General features: G+C 66.1%; 17 protein-coding genes. 8 read left to right on the plus strand and 9 right to left on the minus strand.

All coding sequences use genetic code 11. From position 1 onward, the window contains the following. The first annotated feature begins 101 nt into the window (after window positions 1–101). The 3 genes from NX775_RS21290 (at window position 102) to NX775_RS21300 (ending at window position 5,401) form a co-directional block, all read left to right on the plus strand. Window positions 102–2,156 (plus strand): coiled-coil domain-containing protein, encoded by a 2,055-nt coding sequence (locus tag NX775_RS21290; protein WP_258837782.1) that lies wholly within the window; start codon window positions 102–104, stop codon window positions 2,154–2,156. A gap of 7 nt (window positions 2,157–2,163) precedes the next feature. Next, window positions 2,164–4,440 carry a bifunctional serine/threonine-protein kinase/formylglycine-generating enzyme family protein gene (locus tag NX775_RS21295; protein ID WP_258837783.1) on the plus strand — a complete coding sequence of 759 codons (2,277 nt, stop codon included), beginning with the start codon at window positions 2,164–2,166 and terminating at the stop codon, window positions 4,438–4,440. Window positions 4,441–4,510: 70 nt separating this feature from the next. After that, window positions 4,511–5,401, plus strand: coding sequence for a pirin family protein (locus NX775_RS21300; protein WP_258837784.1), 891 nt, complete (start codon window positions 4,511–4,513; stop codon window positions 5,399–5,401). Window positions 5,402–5,602: 201 nt separating this feature from the next. Here the strand turns inward: NX775_RS21300 and NX775_RS21305 are convergent, their stop codons facing one another. Together NX775_RS21305 and NX775_RS21310 are read right to left on the minus strand one after the other, a co-directional pair. Next, window positions 5,603–7,186 carry an FHA domain-containing protein gene (locus NX775_RS21305; protein WP_258837785.1) on the minus strand — a complete coding sequence of 528 codons (1,584 nt, stop codon included), beginning with the start codon at window positions 7,184–7,186 and terminating at the stop codon, window positions 5,603–5,605. 138 nt (window positions 7,187–7,324) lie between these two features. Further along, window positions 7,325–8,305 carry a PP2C family protein-serine/threonine phosphatase gene (locus NX775_RS21310; protein ID WP_258837786.1) on the minus strand — a complete coding sequence of 327 codons (981 nt, stop codon included), beginning with the start codon at window positions 8,303–8,305 and terminating at the stop codon, window positions 7,325–7,327. A gap of 165 nt (window positions 8,306–8,470) precedes the next feature. Here NX775_RS21310 and NX775_RS21315 point away from each other — a divergent pair, with 165 nt between their 5' ends. The 5 genes from NX775_RS21315 to NX775_RS21335 all read left to right on the plus strand — a co-directional run bounded on the left by NX775_RS21315 (window position 8,471) and on the right by NX775_RS21335 (window position 14,415). After that, complete coding sequence (locus tag NX775_RS21315; protein ID WP_258837787.1) at window positions 8,471–8,947, plus strand: GNAT family N-acetyltransferase; 477 nt, start codon at window positions 8,471–8,473, stop codon at window positions 8,945–8,947. Window positions 8,948–9,187: 240 nt separating this feature from the next. Further along, window positions 9,188–10,495 carry a lipopolysaccharide biosynthesis protein gene (locus NX775_RS21320; RefSeq protein WP_258837788.1) on the plus strand — a complete coding sequence of 436 codons (1,308 nt, stop codon included), beginning with the start codon at window positions 9,188–9,190 and terminating at the stop codon, window positions 10,493–10,495. A 21-nt stretch (window positions 10,496–10,516) separates the two neighbouring features. Continuing rightward, window positions 10,517–11,458, plus strand: a complete 942-nt coding sequence (locus NX775_RS21325) for a polysaccharide pyruvyl transferase family protein (protein ID WP_258837789.1) — start codon at window positions 10,517–10,519, stop codon at window positions 11,456–11,458. A 33-nt stretch (window positions 11,459–11,491) separates the two neighbouring features. Continuing rightward, window positions 11,492–13,621 (plus strand): two-component system response regulator, encoded by a 2,130-nt coding sequence (locus NX775_RS21330; protein WP_258837790.1) that lies wholly within the window; start codon window positions 11,492–11,494, stop codon window positions 13,619–13,621. 95 nt (window positions 13,622–13,716) lie between these two features. Further along, window positions 13,717–14,415 carry a hypothetical protein gene (locus NX775_RS21335; RefSeq protein ID WP_258837791.1) on the plus strand — a complete coding sequence of 233 codons (699 nt, stop codon included), beginning with the start codon at window positions 13,717–13,719 and terminating at the stop codon, window positions 14,413–14,415. A 39-nt stretch (window positions 14,416–14,454) separates the two neighbouring features. On the opposite strand, the gene NX775_RS21340 is transcribed toward NX775_RS21335, so the two are convergent. The 7 genes from NX775_RS21340 to NX775_RS21370 all read right to left on the minus strand — a co-directional run bounded on the left by NX775_RS21340 (window position 14,455) and on the right by NX775_RS21370 (window position 23,188). After that, window positions 14,455–16,047, minus strand: a complete 1,593-nt coding sequence (locus NX775_RS21340) for a diguanylate cyclase (protein ID WP_258837792.1) — start codon at window positions 16,045–16,047, stop codon at window positions 14,455–14,457. A gap of 453 nt (window positions 16,048–16,500) precedes the next feature. Next, window positions 16,501–17,175 (minus strand): DUF6624 domain-containing protein, encoded by a 675-nt coding sequence (locus NX775_RS21345; protein ID WP_307732373.1) that lies wholly within the window; start codon window positions 17,173–17,175, stop codon window positions 16,501–16,503. Window positions 17,176–17,249: 74 nt separating this feature from the next. Continuing rightward, entirely contained in the window at window positions 17,250–17,669 is a 420-nt protein-coding gene (locus NX775_RS21350) for a hypothetical protein (protein WP_258837794.1), read from the minus strand. Between the two features lie 189 nt (window positions 17,670–17,858). Next, window positions 17,859–18,335 (minus strand): SH3 domain-containing protein, encoded by a 477-nt coding sequence (locus NX775_RS21355; protein ID WP_258837795.1) that lies wholly within the window; start codon window positions 18,333–18,335, stop codon window positions 17,859–17,861. A gap of 7 nt (window positions 18,336–18,342) precedes the next feature. After that, window positions 18,343–19,908 carry an RAD23 family protein gene (locus tag NX775_RS21360; protein WP_258837796.1) on the minus strand — a complete coding sequence of 522 codons (1,566 nt, stop codon included), beginning with the start codon at window positions 19,906–19,908 and terminating at the stop codon, window positions 18,343–18,345. Further along, the gene (locus tag NX775_RS21365) at window positions 19,869–22,229 is read right to left on the minus strand and encodes an FtsW/RodA/SpoVE family cell cycle protein (RefSeq protein WP_258837797.1); all 2,361 of its coding nucleotides are present in this window, start codon (window positions 22,227–22,229) and stop codon (window positions 19,869–19,871) included. Before NX775_RS21365 ends, NX775_RS21360 begins: the two co-directional genes overlap by 40 nt. After that, complete coding sequence (locus tag NX775_RS21370; RefSeq protein ID WP_258837798.1) at window positions 22,226–23,188, minus strand: protein kinase domain-containing protein; 963 nt, start codon at window positions 23,186–23,188, stop codon at window positions 22,226–22,228. The genes NX775_RS21365 and NX775_RS21370 overlap by 4 nt, the downstream gene beginning before the upstream one ends. Window positions 23,189–23,437 lie beyond the last annotated feature (249 nt).

Below are 23,437 nucleotides of genomic sequence, written 5' to 3' on the forward strand. Positions count from 1 at the left end.
CGTGCGCGAGCGCACCGCGGCCGCAGACAGTGCGCTGCTAGAATCGGTGGCTTGGACGGCAGGTTGGCAAGCAGAAGGCAAGAGAGAAAACGGAGTCAGCTATGTTGCACATGTTCGGAGTAAACGGCGCCAGCTGCCCGCGGTGCGAGCGCAAGAATGGGGTCGATGCACGCTACTGTGCGGGCTGCGGCGTGATCCTGGGGGCGCCGCGCAGCAAGCCGGTGCTGGTCGAGAACCGCTGGGTGCCGGCGCCCGATGAACTGGCCGTGTTCTTTGGCCTGCGCGAATTGTCCGGGCTGTTCGTCAAGACGCTGCGCGTGCCCGCCACGGCGCGCGGCTTCATCCTGCAGGGCGACAAGGCGACCGAAGTGCCGCAGGGCGAATACGAACTCGAAGGCTTCTTCACGCGCCTGAACCATCTGCTGCGCGACCAGCACGCGGAAATCCTCGTCACGCGCACGACGGCGTTGCCGGTGCCATTCGAGTTCGACGACATCCCCACCTGCGAGCAGCTTGCCATTTCGGTGCGCTTCACGGTCAGCATCAAAATCGAGAACGTCCCGGCCTTTGCGCGCCACTTCATGACCACGCCCGGCACCATCGGCACGCCCGAGTTGCGCGAACTGCTGGCCCATCCGGTGCGCCAGCTGGCGCTGGAATTCATCGGCGCGCGTTCTATCCGCGAGATGGCGGCCGGCGGCGCGCTGCGCGAAGAACTCGACGAACGCCTGCAGGGCGGCCTCAAGCTCCTGCTGGCCGACTACGGCCTGGCGGTGACGAGCGTGCAGACGGTGGAGCTGCGCCACGACAAATACGACGCCAACCGCGCGCGCGTGGGCAGCATGTGGCTGGCGGCCGACGAGCAGCACGTGCAACTGGCGCACAAGCGCCACCTGGACGAGCTGTACACGGCCGAAGAATGGCAGGGCATCAAGCGCAGTGAAGAAGAAGCGCGCCTGCGCATCCGGCGCGCCGAGCTGCGCCAGGACGACGCCATCGCGCGCGCCGAGATGTCGCTGCAGGGCGCCGACCGCGCACACGGCGTGCGTGCACGCCAGATCGAACTGTATGGCCGCATCCTCGAAGCCACCTCGCGCGAGCAGGCAATGGCGCAGGGCGCTGGCCAGGTGCTGGCCGAGCTGCAGCACGAGGCCGCGCAAAAAGGGGCGCAGCGCGCGGACGAAGCGGCGCAGTGGCAGCACCTGCGCGCGCTGGCCGGCGTGCACATGCGCGCCGAAGTCGCCAGCGCCCAGCAGGAAGCGCAGCATGCGCGCCAGTCGGCGCAGCAGCGGTTCTCGCAGCAGTTGCTGCAGCAGCAGATCCGCCACAAGATCGATCAGGCGCGCCTGATCGAGGACGCGACGCGCCAGCGTGACGAACTGATTCGCCTGCGCGAGAGCGAAGCCGAAGCGGCGCGGCGCATGCGCGATATCGACGAAGCCGAGTACCAGGCGCGCTACCAGGCCCTGAAGCTGGCCAACGATGCGCGCCTGCGCGAGGCCGGCCGCACGCAGGAATGGGAAGACGAACAGGCGCGTCAGCGCATCGAGGGCGCACGGCGCGGCGCCGGCAAGCTCGATGCCGAAGCCCAGCAGGACAAACTGCAGCGCACGATCGAACTCGAAGCGTTGCAGGCGCGCTCGCTGCAGGACGTGGCGCTGCATGCTGACGAACGCCGCGCCGGCCTGGGCGAGGCGGCGCGCGCCGGCGAGCGGGCGCATGAGATCGCCCTCGCACGGCTGGCGATGGAACGCGCCGCGGCGCTGGGCGCGATGGACGACACGGCCAAGCTGGCCCTGGCCGATGCCGCCAATGCCGTCGTGCTGGCCGATTACCTCAAAACACGCGTGCATGCCGACATGGATGCTGACCAGTTGACGGCGCTGGCCGGCGTGGCTGGCGCCGGCAAGGTCGACATGGGCGAGGCGGCGCGCGCGGCGGCGCAGCTGGTGCGCGACGAACAGGCGCGCCGTGAACACGAAGTGGACAAGGACCGGCGCCATCAGCTCGACCTCTTGCGACTGCAGAACGACGTGAACAAGGCGGCCTTGCATGCACAAGCCGGTGTGGCGGGTTCGCGCCAGTGCGTGCATGGCCACGCCCTGCAACGCGACGATCGCGTGTGCGCCGCCTGCGGCGGGGCGCCGTCTGCCTGATCGATCAATGCAAACAGCCATCGACAAGATCCGCGAACTGCGCGCACTGCACGACGACGGCCTGCTGAGCCGGCAAGAGTTCGAGCTGCGCAAGAACGCGATCCTCGACGCGTCCTACCAGCCGGGCGAGCGGCCCGCTGATCCGGATGCGCTCTACGACGCCGCTGCGCCTGCAGTTCGCCCCGGCACCGAAATCGGCCTGATGACGGGCCAGGAAATCGGCCCGCAAAACCGGCGCTACCGGCTCGAACGCCTGATCGCGCATGGCGGCATGGGCCAGGTGTGGCAGGCGACCGACCTGGCTACGCACGCCGAATTGGGGCACAGCGCCCAGGTGGCGCTCAAGATCCTGCCCGCCCATGCGACGTCCGCTGCCAGTCACGCCAAGCTTCTGATCCAGGAAGCCACGCGCGCGCGGCGCCTGGCGCACGAACACATCGTCCGCGTCTACGAATGGGCGCAGGACCCGGCCACGTCGAGCTTTTTCCTGATCATGGAGTATCTCGAAGGCGAAGACCTCGACGCCGTGCTGGCACGCGAAGGCCGCCTGCCACTGGCGCGCGTGCTGGCCTTGCTCGATCCGGTCGCCGCTGCGCTGGACTATGCGTGGGACCGGCATCACCTGGTTCACCGTGACATCAAGCCGGGCAATGTATTCGTCACGACCAAGGGCGACGTCAAGCTGCTCGACTTCGGCATCGCGGCGCGCGCGCGGGCCAGCGGCCCGGCGTCGAAGCTCGATGCCCCGGCCACCTCCGGCACGGCCGGCTACCGCGCGCCGGAAGCCGTGATCGAAGGCCGTACACCGGAGCCCACGCTGGACGTGTATGCGGTTTCCGTCATGATCCACCAGCTGCTCACGGGCGTGCTGCCAGGCGAACCGGGCGGCACGGTGCCCGAAACGCTGGGCGCGCGCCAGTGGGAGGTGCTGCGCGGTGGTTTCGGGCGCGACCCGGCGGCGCGCCCGGCCAGCGTGCACGCGCTGCTCGCAGCGATCCGCGCGGCGGCCGGGCCGTCTGCCGTCGAACAGGCGGCGCAGGACGCCCGCGAGCGCGTCGAGCAGGAACGCGTGGCGCGCGAACTGGCCGCGCGGCGCGCAATCGAGGCCGAGGCGGCCGCTGTCATCAAGGCGCAACAGGACGAGCAGCGCCGCGTGCAGCTGCGCGAACAGCAGCGGCGCGAACGGCTCGAAGCCGAACAGGCGCGCCTGGCGCGCAAGGAATCGCTGCGCCAGCAACTGCTGGCCCGGCGCGACGAAGAAGTCGCCAAGACCCAGGCGGCCAAGGAAGAAGCGGCGCGCAAGGCCGCGCAACTCAAAGCTGCGGCAGCCTATCTGGCGCAGCAGAAAAAGGCGCGCGAGGACGCCGCAGCGGGCGCTGTGGGCGAGCCTGTCAGCCAGGAACGGGCGCCCGACGCAGTGGCCGCCGTGGCGCTGGCAGATGTCCCGACGGCGGCGGCGCCGGTCGCCGACACCGGCATCCTGCGCGACGCCTTCATCGACGGCAGTGGCAGTGGCCCGGCGATGGTGCTGATCCAGACGGGGCGCTTCCAGATGGGTTCTCCCGAGCACGAGCGCCGCATCGCGATGGCGGCCGGTTCGCAAAAGAATTGGATCGCGCGTGAAACGCCGCAGCACTGGGTCGGCATCGAGCGCCCGTTTGCGATGGGCCGCTATCCGGTGACGGTGGGCGAGTGGCGCGCCTTCGCGCAGGCAAGCAGCTGGCAGCCGGCCGGCGAGGTCGACTGGGCCGCGCCGGGCTTTCCGCAAACCGACGATCATCCGGTGGTCGGCGTGACGTGGTTCGACGCGCTGCAATACGTCGCGTGGCTGAGCGCAGCGACCGGCAAGCGCTATCGCCTGCCAAGCGAAGCCGAATGGGAATACGCGTGCCGCGCCGGCACCAAAACCGCATTCAACACGGGCGACACGATCGCCACGACGCAAGCCAATTTCGACGGCACGTTCACCTACAACGGGGGGCCGCGCGGCGAGTTCCGGCACGGCACCACGAAGGTCGATACCTTCGCACCGAACGCCTGGGGCCTGCACGACATGCACGGCAATGTCTGGGAATGGGTGCAGGACGTCGTGCACGAGAACTACGACGGCGCGCCGGACGACGGCAGCGCCTGGGAAACGGGCGGCGACCAGGTGCGCCGCATCCTGCGCGGCGGCTCGTGGCTGTACAACCCGCGCTATCTGCGCTCGGCGCTGCGCAACGGTTTCTCGGCCGTGCTGTCCAACGATATCGTCGGCCTGCGCGTGGTGCGCGAACTGATGTAGGCAAGACTGGAACGCGCCGGGCGATCCGGTGTACAGTGAGGCATTCCCTTTCTTGTTTACGACACCTGCCATGGCCATCGCGCACCTGTTTCGATCCCACGATAAAGACCTGGGCGGCGGTTTCACCGTGCGCCGCATGTTGCCCGCTGCGGCCCGCCAATCCATCGGGCCGTTCCTGTTTTTCGACCACATGGGGCCGGTGGAAGCGCCGGCCGGCGCCCGCCACGATGTGCGGCCGCACCCGCATATCGGGCTGGCCACGGTGACGTACCTGTTCGAGGGCGCGATCATGCACCGCGACAGCCTGGGCACCGAGCAGCGCATCGAGCCGGGCGCCGTCAACTGGATGACAGCCGGCAGCGGCATCGTGCATTCCGAGCGTACGCCTGAAGATCTGCTCGAACGCACGCGCCGCACGCACGGCCTGCAACTGTGGGCGGCGCTGCCGCGCGAGCACGAAGAAACGCCCGCTGCGTTCAGCCACACACCGGCCGACCGGATTCCCGAGATCGCATTGCCGGGCGCCACGGTGCGGCTGCTGGTGGGCAGCGCATTCGGCCAGACGTCGCCGGTGCCGACCTTCAGCCAGACGCTGTACCTCGACGTGCAACTGGCGCCCGGCGCGGCCATCGAACTGGATGACTTGCCCGATGAAACCGCGCTGTACGCGCCGTTCGGCACGATCGAGATCGACGGCGAGCCCGTCGCCGCCAACACGATGGCGATGCTCGAGCCGGGGGCGGCGGTGCGAGTGAGCGCCGCTGCCGGCGCACGCTTTGTTGTGATCGGCGGGGCGCCGCTCGACGGCAAGCGCTTCATTTTCTGGAACTTCGTCTCGAGCAGCCGCGAGCGCATCGAACAGGCGGCGCGCGACTGGGAAAACGATCGCTTCGTGCCGTTGGCGGGCGACAATGAACGCATCCCGCTGCCGCAGTGGCCGCCAACCTGGCGCCGCGACTGACCTTGCCGCGCGGCTAACGCGCGCCCGGTCAGTGCGGGCGGGCGTAATCTGGCATCACTCTGTGCGTGTCAATACGAGGGAGGTGATGCCATGAAAATTCCTGACCACCTGCGTGCGCCGGCGATCGTGTTCGCCCTGCAGGCCGTGCTGCTGGCCGGTGCGGCGCTGGTTTTTCTGGTGCTGGTGCCGTCGTACGGCTGATCAGGCGCTGAGCGCGGCTGCAATCAGGCTGCGGCGATCGACGCTGCGCCGGTCGGCGCGCGCCTCGGGATAGGCAGTGGGGACGAAGCGCGCCGCCATGCCGATGCCGGGTTGTTGCACCCGGTCGAGCGTGCCACTGATCGCCAGCGGCGCGTCGCGGCCGTTCGCCCGGTCACGTTGCCAAAAGCCGCCATTACGGTGGAACAGCAGCGGCAGGGCGGCGGCGCGCGGCAGCGCCATCGGCTGGGCGCCAGCGCCGTTGAGTGCTGCCTGACCGGCCGGCGGCACCGCATCCGGCGCCATCAGATAAAAGCATTCGGCGCGTGCGCCCGCATCGAGCCGGTGCAGCACGACCGCATGCGCCAGCAGCGCCGTCACTTCGAGCGTGACGATGCCCTTGATGCTGGCCGTCATTTCGATGCGCATGCCCAGGCGCAGCTGCACTGGCATGTGCTTGCCGGGCCAGACGCCGTCGAGCAGCAAACCATAGCGCGACACGTCTTCGATCTCGAACCCGGCGCGGCTGCGGCGGATGATGGCGTGGCGGCCGGACAGCCGGCGCGTCAGGCCACCGATGTCCATGCCGGTTTCGCGATGGTGGGCCAGCAGCACGTCGGCGTCGGGCGCATCGAGCTCGAAGCGGCCGAGCATGAATTCGTCGAGCGCGAACAGGCGCACGTGGCGCTGCGTGGCCGAATCGGCTTCGGCGTGCACGAGGCACGCGCTGTCGGTCAGGCATGGGTGCGCGGCAGGCTGGGCCGGCAGGTCGATTTCGATCAGGTCTTCGTCCCAGGCAATGGTGGTCATGCCCATGTCGATCTTGCCGGTGCCGTTGCCGCCGTCCAGGTTCAGGTGGGCAATGGACGCGTTGCGGGCCACGACGTCGATATCGATGCGGCCGCCGCCTGGCGCATTGACGCGGGCGATGCCGGCGTCGTCGGCCGTGACGCGCACGTTCTTGTGCGTGGCGAGGAAGGTCTGGTGGATTTCACCCAGACTGGCATCCTGGCGCGGCACGAGAATCACGGGCGAGCAGGTCCAGGTGCGACTGGCGTCGGGCGCATGGGCGTGGCGGCTGTGCAGTTCGATCTCGATGCGGTACTGGCCGTGTTCGAGGCCGCGCGACGAAAATTCGAGAAACAGCGGCCGCCAGTCGCCGCGCGAGGTGCGCTGGAAGCAATAGCTTTCGCCGCCGTGCAGGCGCAGCGCCGAATGGACGAGCATGCGCACGTCGGGCGCGCAATCCATAGGCATCCCACGCAGCTCGAGACGCAGGGCCTGGCGGCCGCCTGCCGCGCGCGGATCGAACCCGCTGATGTGCAGTTGCGGGCGCTGCAGGCTGGTCGACTCAGGTGCCGGTGTCGGGACGACCGTGTCCCGGCGCGTGCGCACCGCGCTGATCGTATCGAAACTGGCTGGCAAGCCATCGACTACCGGGTTTGCCGACGGCGGCAACGGCGCGGCGTGTGCCTGATACGCACCGGCCGCCGCCTCAGGCTGGGCATGCCCGTGCGCGCACCGCACCTCGCCGGGGGTGACCCAGACGGTGCAGTGCGGATGCGCGGGATTGCGGCAGCGATTCATGTCAGATTGATCAGTTTAGAAAGTTCGAAAACGGTGTTGCAAGCTTACGCTGTTTTCAGCAGGCACGGCGCACCGAGCTCGTTGATTACCAACATTATTTTCCTAAAGCATCAAAATAATTTGCTATCTTTTCAACGTTCAATAATTCGTGGCGTCGTCGTCCAGCGGCAAGGCGGTCTCGTCGGCGTGGCGGGGCAGGGGGCGCAGCACGAGCGCCGTCAGATTATCCGGTTGCACACCAGCAGGCGGCTCGTTCTCCATCAGTGCGAACAAGCGTTCGACGAGCGTCGCCGCCGCTGGCGCATCGGCCAGCAGCGCCGGCCAGCGCGCGACCAACATGTCCGGCTGGGCGCACGACCAGAAGCCGTCGGTGGCCAGCAAATAGGCTGCGTCGGTCCGCAATGGCAGCGCGCGGCGGTCGGGCAGGTGGGCCAGCCAGCATGGCAGGTTCGCGGGCGTGAGGGCAAACAAGCCATCGGACAGGCGCGAGGGATCGGCAAAGGCATTGCCAAGAATGAACGCCTGGGCAATCTGCGGCGCGTGGCGACCGTGGACTTCGCGCCACCAGTCGGCTTCGCCAAGCCGGCCGGCGATTGCGGCGCCGGTGGTCGGTACGTGGTCGACTGTCAGCGCCGTGGCCTGCTGCGCATCGAGTTCATACAGCCGCGAGTCGCCCACGTGGTACAGCAGCGGCGCGGCGCCGGGCGGCAGTTCGAGCAGTGTCAGCGTCGTGCCGGGCCGGCCCGTCGCGCCGGCGCCATCGGCAAACTGCGCCTGCAACATGGCGTGCAGGACATCGAGGTTGGCCGTCAACGCGGCGAGTGCGGTGCAGGGCGGCATGGCAAGAAGGCCGGCGGCAAGCGCTTCGGCCGCTTCGCGCCCGTGGCCATGGCCACCCATCCCGTCGAGGACTGCCAGACGGCCATGCCCGGCGGGCCAGCCGGCAATCGTTGTGATGACCGGCAGCTGGTCGTGCAGATGGCAGGCGCGGCCATCGAAATCGATGACGACAAAGTTATCCTGGTTTTCGCTGCGGGTGGCGGGCCCTGCGCCCACACGGCTCGCGACGGCGACATCGAAGGAGGGGGCAAAGCGAAAGTCGGCAAGCGTCGAAGGCATGGGCTGGGGGGATGGTGGGATGATGACACTGTACTACTGTTTGTTGGCAAGTCATGCGTTGAACAGATGCCATTATTCGCGCCACCCAAAGGCAATGAATTTGCAAGCCGGTACACCGGTCATGGTATGTTGACGTTTCTACCACCGCCTTTTTCGGAACGCGCCATGGTCATCCGCCCCCTCGATTCTGCCGACGTGCCGGTCCTGGCGCCGGCCATGGCCGCGCTGCTGCGCAGCCTGGCGCTGGAATTCATCGTGCACGAATCAACGCCGCTCGGCGCCGCGACCTTCCTGGCCGAGAATGACGAGCATGGCATCCGCAGCTACCTGGCGCGCGGGCACATCTGCCATGTGGCGCTCGATGGCGAGCGGCTGGCCGGCTTCATCGCGATCCGCGACAACAGCCATCTGTTTCACCTGTTCGTCGGCACGGCCTGGCAGCGGCAGGGATTGGCGCGGCGCCTGTGGCACGCAGCGCGCGCCGCCGCCATTGCGCGCGGCGGAGACGGCAATTTCACGGTCAATGCGTCGAACTACGCCGTGTCGGCCTACGAACGGCTTGGCTTCGTGCGGGTGGCGCCAACCCAGTGCGTCAAGGGACTGTCGTTCAATCCGATGCACCTTGCCTGGGCGGGGGATTGACCCAGTTGCCTGACCCACGTCCCGGCCATGTAACGTACTGTGCACTTTCAGTATATATTGCCTCGCGACAAAAGTTTTCGTTTTGGCAGCAGGTTACAATGGTGGTCGTCCGTATTGACCGGGCGTGAGCGGCGCATTGGTGCGCCGTGCTCGACAAGTTTTGATGATGATGATTCTGCATAACCTGATCCGCACACTTCCTGCAACCGTCCTGCCCAAGGCAGCACGGGAGGCACGGGCATGAGCGCGACAGCGCCGTCGATGCCATCCATTTCGCGCGCGTTCGGCAAGACCCTGATGACCACCATGGGCATGACCGTGGTGGGATTCATCTCATCCGTCATTACCGCCCGCATATTGGGCCCGGAAGGGCGCGGCCTGCTGTCGGCGGCCATCCTGGTCTGTTCGCTGTCCGCCGGTATCGCGCAGTGCGGCATGGGCAGCAGCTATCTGTATCACTTCGGGGCGGCGCGGCAGTTTCCGTATCTGCGCTTCCTTCTGCTGTCGCTGCTGAGCATCAGCATCTTTGCCACTGCGCTGGCCGCCGCCGGGCTGCAATTGAGCGATGCGGTGCAGTTGCACCGGTTCATGTGGCTGATCCTGGCGTTTGCCGCGTTCATGGCAAGCCAGATGTACATCTTCACGCTGACCCAACTGCATTCGGATCTGCATTTCTTCAATATCCTGCGCTTTACGCAGGTGTTCGGCAATCTGGTCCTGATGCTGCCCCTGGTGCTGTGGTTCGACGTGGTGAGCTTTGAACAGATCCTGGCCACGCAATTGCTCATGCTGATTGGCGTCACGGTCATGGGACTGTGGTGGGCGCGCAAGCACCGGGTCTGGCAGTTGAAAGTCGAGGTCAAGGAGCCGGTTCAGCCCTGGGTTGTTTTGCGCTATGGCTTTCACCAGCAGGGCATTGGGTTGCTGAGCTTGTTTCTGGTCAATTTCGACAAGCTGTTCCTGCTCAATCGCGGCACCATCCGCGAATATGGTTTCTATGCGCTGGCATTCACGACGTCACGCCTGATCGGGGCGGTGCAGGAATCGGCGTCGGTTGCGTTGTTTTCGCGCTTTGCCGGCCGGGATGAGCAAGCACTGAGCCAGGCAGTGCGCAATACCTTCCGCGTGACGTTCGCGCCACTGATGGTGCTGGCCGCGATCGGGGGTGCGCTGTCGCCTTGGTTGCTCAACCTCATCTATGGCAAGTCCTTTGCAGCGATGACGATGCCGTTTGCGATTTTGCTGTTCGAATGCGTGATCGGTGGCGCCAGCTGGACGCTGGCGCAGCGTTTCACCGCCGCCGGACAACCGGGGCTGGTGCTGGCGCGCCAGATCATCGCCGTGGTTCCGGTGCTGATCGCCATCCCGTTTCTGCCGCAGGAAAATACGTATGTCTGGCTGGCGGGGCTGATGCTGGCGGGGGCCTGTCTGCGCTTGATCACGACGATCATTCTCGGGGTGCGCCGGCTCAATGAGCCGATGCCCGATTTCATCCCGACCCGCGGCGATCTTGCCATCCTGCGCCGGCTGGTGACGCGCGCCAAGTAACCTGATTTTTCGGGAGTAGCCTTGAGTAACCATCGTTTGATGATGCAGGATCTGCAAAACAAGCATGACACCATTCATGATTTGCTGAAGGGCAGAGACTTTCATTACATCGATATTCCGATGCACGACAATATCGGCGATCTGCTCATCATGCAGGGCACGCTGGCGTTCTTCAAAAAAAAGCGCTTGTCTCCCCGAACGATATCGACGTCGTGGGCATTCGATCCGTCATGGGTCAGGCCGGGCGACATCCTGGTGTTTCACGGGGGCGGCAATTTCGGCGACCTGTACGCGAACATCAACGAGATACGCGAAGAAATCATCACGCGCTTTCCGGCTAACCGCATCGTGATGTTGCCGCAAACCGTGTTCTTTGCGAGTGAAGCGGCGCGTGACCGGTCGGTCGCCGTGTTCCGGCGCCATGCCGATGTCCACATTTTTGTGCGGGATAAAGCGTCGCAGCAGATTGCGAATCGGTTTTCCGACAATGTGTATCTGGCGCCCGATATGGCGCATCACCTGTATCCGATCGCCAGCGGCGGCAAGGCCAGTGGCGTGCTGCGCATCGAGCGCGTGGACACGGAAAAGCCGGTCGTGCCGGCGTCGCTGAAGGATGCGCAATTCGATACCCGAACCGACTGGATCGAGGTCGTGGGCAAGGATAAGCGATTGATCGATTTTGCCTGGCGCATCCAGGCCGCCTTTATCAAGCGCGGCTGGCAAACCTGCAAGAAGCTGATCGGGCCATGGTATTGGATACCGGTCGCGCAGCGCTTTTCGTCCAGGGCCGTGGCGCTGTTTGCGCGCCATGACCACATCGTGACCGACCGCCTGCACGGCCACATCCTGGCGTGCCTGATGGACAAGCACCACACCGTGATCGACAACAGTTACGGCAAGAATTCCACGTACATCGACGAATGGACCGCCCACAGCGATCTGGTGCGACTGGTGAAGGTGTGATCGCATGCCCGTTTTTTCCAAGGATAGTACCTCATGACCACCTCCGCCCCGACTGTCCTGATCGTCGACGATGAAGCCAGGAGCCGCGACCGGCTCGCCTGCCTGCTGGCGCCCGGCGGCTACGAGACGACGAGCGCTGCCAGCGGCGAAGAGGCATTGTCCTCGGTCGCGTCCGAAGCGCCCGACCTGATCCTGATTGCGCAGACGATGCCGGGCATCGACGGCTGCCAGGTGGCCAGCATCCTCAAGGCCGATCCGGCGACCGAGAATATCCCGATCATCATGGTCACCGGCGTGGAGGACACCGGCACGCGCCAGGCGGGACTGGAGGCGGGGGCCGAAGAATTTTTGAGCAAACCCGTCGACCCTACCGAGCTCGGACTGCGGGTGCGCAATCTGCTGCGCCTGAAAGATATGGGCGACCTGGAAGACCAGGTGCTCGTGCTCGAGCAGAAAATCGCTGCCCGCACCGCCGACTTGCTGCGCTTTCGCACGGCGATGAATGCGACGCCGGATGCGCTCATGCTGGTCAGCCGCGACACGATGCGCTTCGTCGAAGTCAACGACACCACCTGCGCCATGCTGGGCTACACGCGCGCCGAGATGCTGAACCTGGGCCCGGTGGCGCTGGGCGCGGCGACCCACGACGAACTGGAGGCGATGTTCGAGCCCACGCCGGGTGGCCGGATCAAGCCGAGGCTGAGCGAGGTCACACTGCACTGCAAGGATGGCGGGTCGGTGGACGTCGAGATCCACCGTCAGGCCCTGTTGTCCGGCAATGACTGGATCATCGTCAGCGTGGTGCGCGACATCACCGAGCGCCGGGTCGCGCAGCAAATCCTGCAATACCAGGCCAGCCATGACGTGCTCACCGGCCTGCCCAACCGCGCCTGGTTCTACGAGGCGCTCCACGGCACGGTCCGGGAAACGCATGGCGAAAGTCCCAGTGTGGCGGTGGTCTTTCTGGACCTCGATCGCTTCAAGAACGTCAACGACACGCTCGGTCACGCCATGGGCGACGAATTGCTGGTGCAGTTCAGCGCGCGCCTGGCCACCTGCGTGAGCGAGCGCGATACCGTCGCGCGCCTGGGCGGCGACGAATTCGGCCTGATCCTGATGCTCGACCAGGACCCGGCGCACGCGGCCACCGTAGCCGGCCGCATCGCCGAGGTGCTGTATCCGCCGTTTAATCTGCGCGGCTTCGAGGTCATCGTCACGGCCAGCGTCGGCATCACGGTTCATCCGCAGGATGGCGCCGACCCCGAGGTGCTGATCAAGTATGCCGACACCGCCATGTACGAGGCCAAGCAGGCCGGGCGCGACACCTACCGCTTCTTCACGGCCCAGATGAATGCCGATGCGCTGCAGCGCCAGGATCTCGAGCACGCGCTGCGCAAGGCGGTCGAGAACGAGGAATTCGAATTGTATTACCAGCCCAAGCTGCTGCTCGGCGCAGACACCATTGTCGGTGTCGAAGCGCTGCTGCGCTGGGACCGGCCCGGTCACGGGCTGGTGTCGCCGGGCCTGTTCGTGCCGGTGCTCGAAGAGACGGGGCTGATCGTGCGCGTCGGCCGCTGGGTGATCGACACGGCCTGCCGCCAGATCAAGGCCTGGACGCTTCATGCAACCGGGCCGATGCAGGTGTCGGTCAATATCGCCGGGCGCCAGTTCGCCGAGGGTGACCTTGAAGGCGATGTCCTGCGCGCGCTGGCAGAGCATGACGTGCCGGCCGCGCTGCTGGAATTGGAACTGACCGAGACGTCGCTGATGATCAACACCGAGCGCACGATGCAGTGTCTGAGCAATCTGCGCGCACACGGCATCCAGGTTTCGGTCGACGATTTCGGCACCGGTTATTCGAGCCTGGCCTATCTGCGCCGTTTTCCGATCGACAAGCTCAAGATCGATATCGCGTTCATTCGCGACGTAACCACGAATGCCGACGACGCCGCCATCGTCAACGCGATCATCACGATGGCGCACAGCCTGAACGTGCAGGTCGTCGCCGAAGGCGTCGAGACGTCGGCGCAGAAGGCCTTCCTGCTGGCGCACGGGTGCGACCAGATCCAGGGCTACCTGGTCAGCCGTCCGTTGCCGGCGCACCTGGTGACGTCGCTGATGGCGCTGCACGCTGCCAAGGTGCCGGTGTCTGCCGCCGCGTGAGGGGACGCGGCCGGGCGCGGTGAGAATTGTTGAGTAAGTGACGCCGTCGGGGTGGCTATACTGCGGAGATGAACCGGGCCACCTGGCGTTACCGTTTGAATGACCCCCGCAGCGCGGGCCTGGTGGCCACGCTGCTCGTGCATGCTTTGTTGATCCTGGGGTGGCAGATGGCGCGTACGTTGCCGGCGCCGGTCGTGGGGGACGATGCCGCGATGCTGTGGCTGCGTGTGCCGGCGCCGGTGCCGCGCATGATTGTCGTGCAGCCGATCCAGCGGGAGGTGGCGGCAACGCCAAAGCCCAGTATGCCGTTGCGGCCTGTGCCTGCGGTGCAGGCAGAAACGCCCGTACAAATTCCGTCACCGGTGACCGCGCTAGTGCCGGATGCGCCGCCAGTACCGGTTGAATCGGCCATCCCCAGCACCGCCGCCATCATGGACAGCGCACGCCGCAGCATCGGCGACATCGATCGGGCATTACGCAAGGAGCGCCAGCCGACGATCGTGCTGCCGCCGGACAGCCCGCAACTGCGCCTGCGCCGTGGCATCGAGCATGCGCGCGAGATGGCGCTCCCGCGCCTGTGGGAGGCGCCGCGCGTCGCCGAACTGGTCAACAACACGGGCGACGGCGCGCGGCGCACCCGTGTCATTACTGGAAACGGCACCTACTGCCTGACGGACCGCGCGCCGACGACCGATGTCGAAATGTTCGAGAAGCACGGCAAGCAGCGCATCACGACCTGCCCGAAGGATGAAGAGCCAGCCCGGCAGCAGGAATGGCGCACTGCGCGTGACTGAGCCGGTCAGCGGCAACGCTGCTTCCCGGCCCGTTGGCGACTAGGCGTCTTCCAGCGCCGGCATGACGACGTCAGCCACCATCACCCGGTTGCGCCCACCTTTTTTTGCCGCGTACAAGGCGCGGTCAGCGGCAGACAGCAGAGCCTGTTCGCCATTGCCATGACCAGGCCATTGCGCCACACCGAACGATGCTGAAATACCCGAAATGGTCTGTCCCGCGTGCTCGATGACGATCCCGCCAATCGACGAACGGATGCCTTCGGCGCACTTCTCCGCCTCCTCGGCACTGCAGTCCGGCAGCATCAGCACCAGTTCTTCTCCACCGTAGCGGCACACGACGTCGCTTGCGCGCACCCGTTGCAAGATGGCGTGACTGGCGGCCTTCAGTACCAGATCGCCGCCTTCATGGCCGTAGGTATCATTGACGCGCTTGAAATGGTCCAGGTCGATCATCACCACCGAACAGGCGCTCTGGCTACGCTGGGCGCGCGCCAGCTCGCGCTTGAGCGATTCGTCGAAGAAGCGCCGGTTGTACAGGCCGGTGAGCGGATCGACCGTTGACTGGTGGCGCAGCGTGTCGCGCAGCGAGACGTTGCTGATCGCCAGGCTCAGCTGTTCCGCCAGTGCGATGATGTGCATGCTGTCGCTCTGGTTGTCTTCGTGCCGGTCGTCCAGGACCATCAGAACACCCACGACATCGCCTTGAGAGATCATCGGGACGCACGTCTGGGATGCATACTTGCCAATCCAGGGCGTGCCGTGATCGCAGAACAGGTCGTGCTGCGCCGTCGCGACATGCATTTTGCCCAGCCGCAGACACCAGCATTCATCGCGGGCGATGGCAGGGGGCGCTTCGTCGGTCAGATTCCACGACGCATTGAGTTCGAGTGCATCGCGCGAATTGCGGTAGAGATATACCGCGCCAGCCGTGTCCGGTAATAGCTTGCGGAGGAATACCGGCAGCATGCGGGCAAGTTCGGACGGCGCCTTGACGCTGTCCAGCGCGTGCAACATCTCCGCTGCCACCGACAGACGCTCTGCGCGCACGGCCGACTGCTTCGCCAATAGCGCGTTGTTTTCGGCCAATAACTGCGACTGGTTGGCCACTTCCGCCTGCTTGTTCAAGCTCCTGGTCACGATGAGCACCGTTGCCACGATCACGACCAGGCTGGCCAGGGCGGCGCCGATACCAAGCGCGGAGTTGTATCCCAGCGTTGACGTCAGTTCGTCCCGCAGCACCTTGCGCTGCTCGGCCAGCACATAAATCTGGCGGCCGAACTGGGTGCGCAGCTCGTCCATCAGGAGCTTGCCTTTCTGGCTCGCCACGGCGTCGATGGCCGCCTGCGTCTTGCCCGCCCTTTTAAGGCGGATACTGCTGTCCATCTCGAGGACCTTGGCCTGGCTGAGACTGGCAATGCGTGCCACCAGGGTTCGCTCCTGGTCCGAACTGGCGAGTCGATGCAAATCCTCGAGCGCCGCAGGAATGCCCGCAACGCCGACGTTGTAGGGGTCGAGGAAGCTTTCGTCGCTGCCGATCAGGAAGCCGCGTTGACCGGTCTCGGCATCCTTCAGCAGGCTGAGCGCGAGATTGTATGCACGCTCCTTTTTCGCGCCGTCCTGCAGCGCGCGCAAAGTAGCGTTCGCCTGGTAGCTGCTGATACAGGGCAGCGTGGCGAGGCAGGCAACGATGATGATGATCAGGGCGCCGAATACCTTAAGGCTGGGGTCGAGTCTGGAAAACATGCCTTAGGGAAATAATTAATGATGTGCAATCATAACCCCGCTATGCGTTGGCAATAAGTGAAGGAGCTGCTTGTTTCCGCGTCTGTTTGGACGATGGGGCCACATGTCTGGCCCTGGGCGAACCCGAAAGGGATACAGGTGGGCAGCGACGGAGGCCGACTGGCGGTACGTCCCGCAACCGGCGACCAGCGTTCGTCCGCTCGCCCAGCCTTCGACATCCTTGCCATCGAGCCAGGCATACGCTCCTTCTCGATATTGACGAGCAAGTCTCTGGAACGATCGTAGGATGTCGTCGGTTGCTCAAGCGTCGTGGATCGCTTTGCTCTGATAAAGCAGGTCGCGTCAACGATACAAAGGCGGCGGTAACTCAGTGCCGATCGCAACGTGCGGCGCTGGACACCCTTTTTCCTTCAAATGTTTCGTCAGCAAAAACACATAATCTTTTAGCGATGGCCATCCGACAGTCTTCCTGCGCGCATCGGCTTTGGCATAGTCGTCGAGAGGGACGATCACGACATCACACTCTGTTTTGTTTTCGACCTGCGTTCCATATTGTTGGGGTTTCCCTTCATTCAACGCGATGCGGTCAGCAAGAAACGCATAGGTGTAAGCAGGCGAGTCGCCGCTATCCACGGCCTGTTTCAGGTGCTTGAGAAAGGTACGCTGCGCGGTCTGATTCATGTCAGCGTGCTGCGCAATCAACCAGGCGTAATCAACGGCCTTTTCTCCATGGATCTTGGGACGTGGCCAGCCACATTGCTTGACCAGAGAAACGAGCTTCGCTGTATTGGTCCGATCGACCAGAATAATATGCCCTGTGACCTTCTTGATAGTCATTGCATCGGCTTGTGGAAAACGTGTGAGCTCGCCAATACGATGCCGCAGTGCTTGGTCAGCAGTCCTCATGGCTTCCAAGGTTCGCTCATAATCATTGCATGGTGGCGGCACATGTTGTGCATGCGCTTTCGTGAAACTGAAACACGAAAGAAGGGTGAATGCGACTGCTATTTTTTTCATCAACCGGGACGTAATCGTAATAGTGGTCGCAAGCACCAAGTCGACTCATGGGAGAAATCGACGGTTTAGTCAGGTTACGGCTGCGGCGATACCGTCGTAGCCAAGCTGAAAGCATCGCTGCCGTCGCCAACTTTAATAACAGCTTTTTCGTTAACGTGTGCTGCCAAGGTTGGCGTACTAATCAACGTAGAATCTTTGAAAATCTTACTGGACACCCATACGTCAGTGAGTGTTTCTCCTGGACGCACTGTCATCTCGACTCGCCAGTTACCTGAGGCTACCGCGAATTGTTCTCCCGCCTTGGCCAGTACACGCGGAATCGATTTCTCACCGTCTGCTTCAAGTGCCATCGATACCATATACGTCGGCGCAGGGGCCACTGGCTCTGCATTGGCGCTTATCGCACCAGTGATGGAGCCTGCGATCAGGATAGCAGCGATAGAACGAGTGCCAACGCGGCGAAGGGTACCAGGCGTGGATAGCTGCATATGCATGATGTACTCCCTGGGTATGTAATTTAAATGTCGAAGACCTGGAGTGTACAGGCGGTTTCAAGTGGGAAATGCTTGAATTCTCACTGTCACAACGATTCGATGTTGCGGAAGCCAGCTGATTATGATCGGTCAATCTCGATAAGAAAGGCACGATCAGTGGATCGCTTCTGCGGTTGTGATCCGGAAAAATCAGCGTTCGTCCGCGCGCCGCAGCCACAGGCTGCTCGCCCAGCCTTCGACATCCTTGCCATCGACCGTGGCGCGCACCTGCCACCAGTCGCCATCGCGCTGGCCCGTCGCAATCACGCGTGCACCGCCCGGCACCACCAGCAAACGCTCGGCCCCGATGCCGCCCGCGACGCGCAAGTTGAGCGCATCGCGCACGCGGTAGGGCGCGCCGGCCACGGGCACGTCGTTTGCCAGCAGCGGCGCCTCGGCCAGCTCGACCGACGCCGGCATTGTGCCCGGCATGCCGAACAGCGCCAGCAGCAGCGCGCCGCCGGCCGCGGTACCGGCGACCAGCACGCCCAGTGCGCGGGCGTTGGGCCGGCGCCACCACGCGCGGGGCGTGAGCCACGCGCAGGCGCACAGCGTCAGCACGAGGGCTGCGCCAAACGCGCCAATGTACGTGGCGAAATGCGCTGCGATGTGGGTCGACGATGGCATGCTGGCCTCAGGCGTCGAAGCGCAGTACGTAGTGGCCCGCCACCACGTGGTGGCCGGGCGGGATCAGATACGGCGCATCCTGCGTGGCCACGTCGATCTGCGCGACCAGGGCCAGTTCGGCATCCAGGTGATACAGCGCCTGGCTCGGCGACAGGCGCACGACGCGCAGGCCATCGCTAGACGCTTCCCAGCTGAAGGCGCTGCGCGACAGGCCGAGGCGGTCGGCGCTGGCGGCGCCGCCGTCGGCCTGGCGCACGAACTGCGGCGCATCGAGCACGCGCAGCGCGGCCAGTGACGGCATGCCGCGTCCGAACGTCAGACGCGAGCCGCCGGCCGCCGGTTGCGACGGGCCTTGCGGCAGCACCAGGAGGGCGCTGTAGCGCTCCGCCATCGACTGCGGTGCGGCGAGCAGGCCGATGCTGGCCCCGTCCATCGGCGAGAACTGCGAGGGCACGGCAATGCGCTGGCGACCGGCCGGCGTGATCGCGTGCAGCTCGTCGGCATCGTCGATGGCGAAGCGGATCACGTTGTCCTTGCCCGGCGCGGCCGGTACGAGTTGGGCGTCGAGGCCCACTTCGAGCGCCTGCGCACCCGTGTCGCGGTAGCGGCTCAGACGCGGCAAGGCCAGCGCGGCCAGCGTGATGCGATGGCGCGCGACGGGCGCGTAGGTGGCGTCGGCTTCCGGCGTCGGTGCTGGCACCGGGGTGGCCACGGGCGTTGGCGCTGCCAGCGGCATCGCGGTCAGGTCGGCCGGCGGCGTGCTGCTGCGCGACTTCCAGACGGCGGGGCTGCGCTGGGGTGTGGTGGCTGGGGCGGCAGGCGCAGCCGCCACGGAGACAGGCGGCTTAACGGCTGCGCCAGCGCGGCTGATTCTGAGCAGCAGGCGCTGAGCGCTCGCGCCTTTTCCGCGCAGGACGTAGTAGCCATTGGCAGCGTCAAAGACGCAGTCGAAACTGTCTTTCGGGCGCACCTGCAGTTCGAGGGGCGCTTCCGGCCCGTCGTTCACGAGGAGCAGGCCGCCGTCCGGGCCAAACGGCCAGCCCGGCACCGCGAACGTGGCGTTGGCCGGGTCCATGCCCACCAGGGTCAGGCGCTGGTTCGGGTAGATCGCGCACACGGGTTGCCAGATTGCGCTGTCGCGCGAGGCGGTCACCGTGTACTGCACCTGTTCGCCCGGCGCCGGCAAGTAGACGGCGTGGCCGAACTTGACCTGCACTTCGCCCGGCGCGATGCGCTCGTCGCCGGAAATGAAATAGCGCACCTCATCGCCGCCGAGCAGGTCGCCGAAATCCTTCTGATGCAGCGCGGCGAGCGACTGCGCCAGGTCGCGCACGCGCGCGCCGCGGGTCAGGTGACGGTCGTCGTCGACGTCGTCCTGCGGCAGCACCAGCGTCACATGCGAGAAGCAGCGGGTGGCGGCGCGGCCGCGCAGTTCGCGCGGCGAGCGTTCGAGCAGGTCGCGCAGCAGCGTGCGGCGCGAGAACAGCGACAGACCGGGCGCCTGCCACAGCGCGTCGGCGTTGAACACGTCTTCTACCTTGCCCAGGACTTCGTGTTGGACATAGACCGGCATGATTGAATCTCCTCGTTGAATGGGGTGCTTGCCATGCCGAACGCTAGCAGGGGGCAGATGAAAAACAGCAGGTGCGAGCCGCCGGCCGACAGAAAGCTCATCGGCTGGCCCATGATCGGGAACATCGCCAGGTTGGTGCCCCACGCCAGCAGCAGGTGGCCGGCGACGAAGGCGGCGCCGCCGCACAGCGCGAAGCACTGGAAGCGTCCCAGCCAGGCGCGCCGGAAATCGTTGGCGGCCAGCGCCCGGCCCCAGGCACCGGCGGCAACGCGCACCAGCGCCACCAGGAACAGCGCCTGCAGCGTCCACAACGCCAGGCCGGCGGCCAGGCCGTGGCGCTGCAGCAGGAAGGCCGGCGCGAAGTCATCCTGGATCGCGGGGATCGCCAGCGCGTCGCCGGCCGCGCCGCCCAGCGCCGCCAGACCGAAGGCCTTGTCGGCCCCCAGCCAGCCACCTTGGGCGATGGCGCGCGCGCCGAGCAGCATCTGCTGGCCCGTGTGCGGGTGGACAGTGGGGGCGCTCCAGACCTGGAACCGCTCGGGATAAAAGCCCAGCGCACCGAGGACGGCCCCGCCGCTGCGCATCGCTGCGCCGCCGGCCACCAGCAGGCAGATGGCAACGGCGGCCGTGACGAGGGCGGCGCGCCGGCCACGGCTCGCGCACCAGACCAGCGCCATCGCGCTGCTCCAGACCAGCAGCAGCACCAGTGGCGAATAGTCGTCGACGCGTACCAGCGCAACACCCAGCAAAAACACGAACAGCAGCACGGGCGCGGCCATGCGCAGCCAGAAGCGCCAGTTGCGCTGCTGGTGCGTTGCGCCGCCTGCGACCAGCGCCAGGCAGTGGGCGCTCAGTGCGGCCAGCGCGAACTTCGCGAACTCGAACGGCTGGATGTCGAACACGCCCGTCTCGCTGCCGAAGCAGACCTGCAGCAGCACGCCGACGAGCGCGATCCCGGCCAGGACCAGGAGCACGCGTTCGGTGACGGGGCGCGACAGGTTGTTGCGGCCGACGCTCGATAACAGCAGCAGCATGCCGGGCAAGCCCAGGCCCAGCAGCGCGGTGGAGTTCTGGAAGTGGCGCAGCCAGGCGGTGTCGCTCGCGCCCAGGCCCATCTCGAGCTGCACCAGCAGGCCGGTGCCCAGCAGCAGCACGGCGGCGGCGGACAGCAGACTGATGCGCGCGTGAAACCGCAGGGTCAGCCACAGCGTGGCCCAGGCCAGCAGCAGCGAGACGCCCACACCGGGCGCGCCGCTGCTGCGCTGGGCGATCAGCAGCAGGGTGGCCGTGGCCGCGACCAGCGCCGCGATCAGCGGCATGGCGAGGCGTGCGCTGGCGACGCGCTGGCGCAGCAGGGGCAGTACGCTGCCCGCACCCAGCAGCAGCACGCCAATCGCGGCGGCCCAGGCCAGCGGCGGGGGGGCAGGCAGCGCAAACAGCGTGCGTTCCTGCCACTGCCAGCGCACGGCGTCGGGCAACTGGACCTGCGGCACGTTCGACAGCGCGACCTGGCCCGATGGCGTCAAGTGCAGCATGTCGCCATTCGGGACCAGCGTGAAGACGGTGCGGCCGACGGCAACCGCATCGGTGGCCGCCAGCGGCTGGTCGCGCTGGGCGGCATCTTCCCAGTCTTGTGCGGTCGAGACGAGAACCGGCTGGTCGCCCCGTACCGAGAGCGCGATACGGCCATCGGGCATGCGCCCCAGCATTGCCGTGCCTGCCTCGAACGTGCTGCTGGCCAGCCGGTTGCCGCAATACAGCAGGCCGCCCAGGCTGACGGGCCGCGCCAGGCCAAGGGGGTACGGCGTGATCCGGTTCCACAGTGCGAGCACGCGGCTGGCGAGGGGTGCATCGGGGCAGGCCGGCTGCAGTGCGCCGTCCTGCAGCAGCGTGGCGCCGTCGTAGCGCCAGGTACGCTCGCCGTTCGACAGCGTCACGCTGCCGGCATCCTGCGCGAGCACTTCGAAGCGCGCGGCGCCGGTCTGAATCTGTTGGCCGCGCTCCAGCGGCACGTCGCTGCTGCGCACGCGCACGTCGCCACGGCGCAGCACGATCGGCTGGACCGGCTCCAGATTGCGCAGCCACCACGCACCGCCGGCATCGCGGCGCAGCGTCAGCTGGCGCGTGGCGGCGCGCGGCGCGCCCAGCTCCGCGCGGCCCAGTACGATCGATGTACCCGGCTGCAGGGTGACCGCGATCTCGCGCGGGAGCCAGGCGGCAGGCGCGCGCAAGACGGCCAGCAACTGTACGGCGCACAGCAACGCGAGCAGGACCGATGCCGTCGCGGCGCCGGAGGACATGCGTTGGCGGCTGGATGTCATGCTGCGCTCCTGGCTGGCGGGACGCCAAGCAGGCTGGTCGCTTGACCCAGCAAGCGGCTGATGTCCAGTGCATGCTGCGGCCGCTCGGCAGGGCTGTCGGCCAGCAGACGGCGCAGCAGCGCCAGGCCCGGCACAGCGGCCTGGCCCAGGTGGTTGGCAAACAGCGCCGCTTCATCGAGTTGCAGCACGGGCGGGCGTGCCTGGTGCGTGGCCAGCAGCGCGGCTGCGCCATCGCGGCCATGCGTTTGCCAAGCCTGGCCGCAGGTGCTGCTGTAACGCAGCAGGCGGCCGCAGACGAGGTAATAGAAGAGGGCACCCAGGGCGAAATAGTCGGTGCGCGCTTCGGTGGCGTAGCCGTCGGCGTCGGGGAAGAATTGCTCGGGGGCCTGCCAGTTGGCGGTGCCGGCATAGGTATGGGCGCGCAGGTCGTCCAGGCGCCGGTTGGTGCCGAAATCGGCCAGCTTGAGCGTGTCGGCGGCGCGATCGAGCAGCAGATTGCCCGGTTTCAGGTCGAGGTAGCGCCAGCCGTTGGCGTGGACTTTGGCCAGCGCCTGGTTGACCTGACCGGTCCAGGCCAGCGCGCGGACCGGGGCGATCGTGCGGCCGGCAGCGGTTTCTTCCGCCAGGTAAGCGGCCAGGTCGCCATCGAGCAGTTCGAGGGCCAGTGCCGGCAGCCCGAGATGCTCGCCACTGTCGAGCAGGCGCACGATGTGGCGGCCATCCCATGGCGCGAGGCTGCGCAGGAACGCGATCTCGGTGTTGGCGCTGTCCAGCCAGCGTGCGCGTAATGCTTCCGGGGCGCGCGCCATCTGGTCGAGGTTGACGAGCTTGAGAGCAACGGCGCCGGTGGCATGCAGGCAGTCGGCGCGCCACACGACGCCATAAGCAGCCCCGGCCAGCGGTTCGCGCAGGCGGTATTGGCCGCCGGTGAGCGAAATGACGGTGCCTGCATCGTACATGGTGTCCCCCGAGCATGGCGCAACGCGCCGATGGGGAAGCAAAGCGGGGGGAAGCAGAAAGGAGTGGAATAGCGCGGGGCAAAAGCCAGGGTCAGGTCTGACATTCGGACACGGTCTCGACAGTCGCGTAGTTGGACATCGGACCTGGCTGGAAAAAAGGCCACGCTAATGCTGGGCAAGACACCGTTGAAAGTGGCTAAAGCTGAGGTCGTGTCCGAATGTCAGACCTGACCCCGGCTGTGGGCAAAG

This window comes from Massilia aurea, from assembly GCF_024753205.1.
In the GTDB taxonomy this organism is placed as follows: Bacteria; Pseudomonadota; Gammaproteobacteria; order Burkholderiales; family Burkholderiaceae_D; genus Telluria; species Telluria aurea.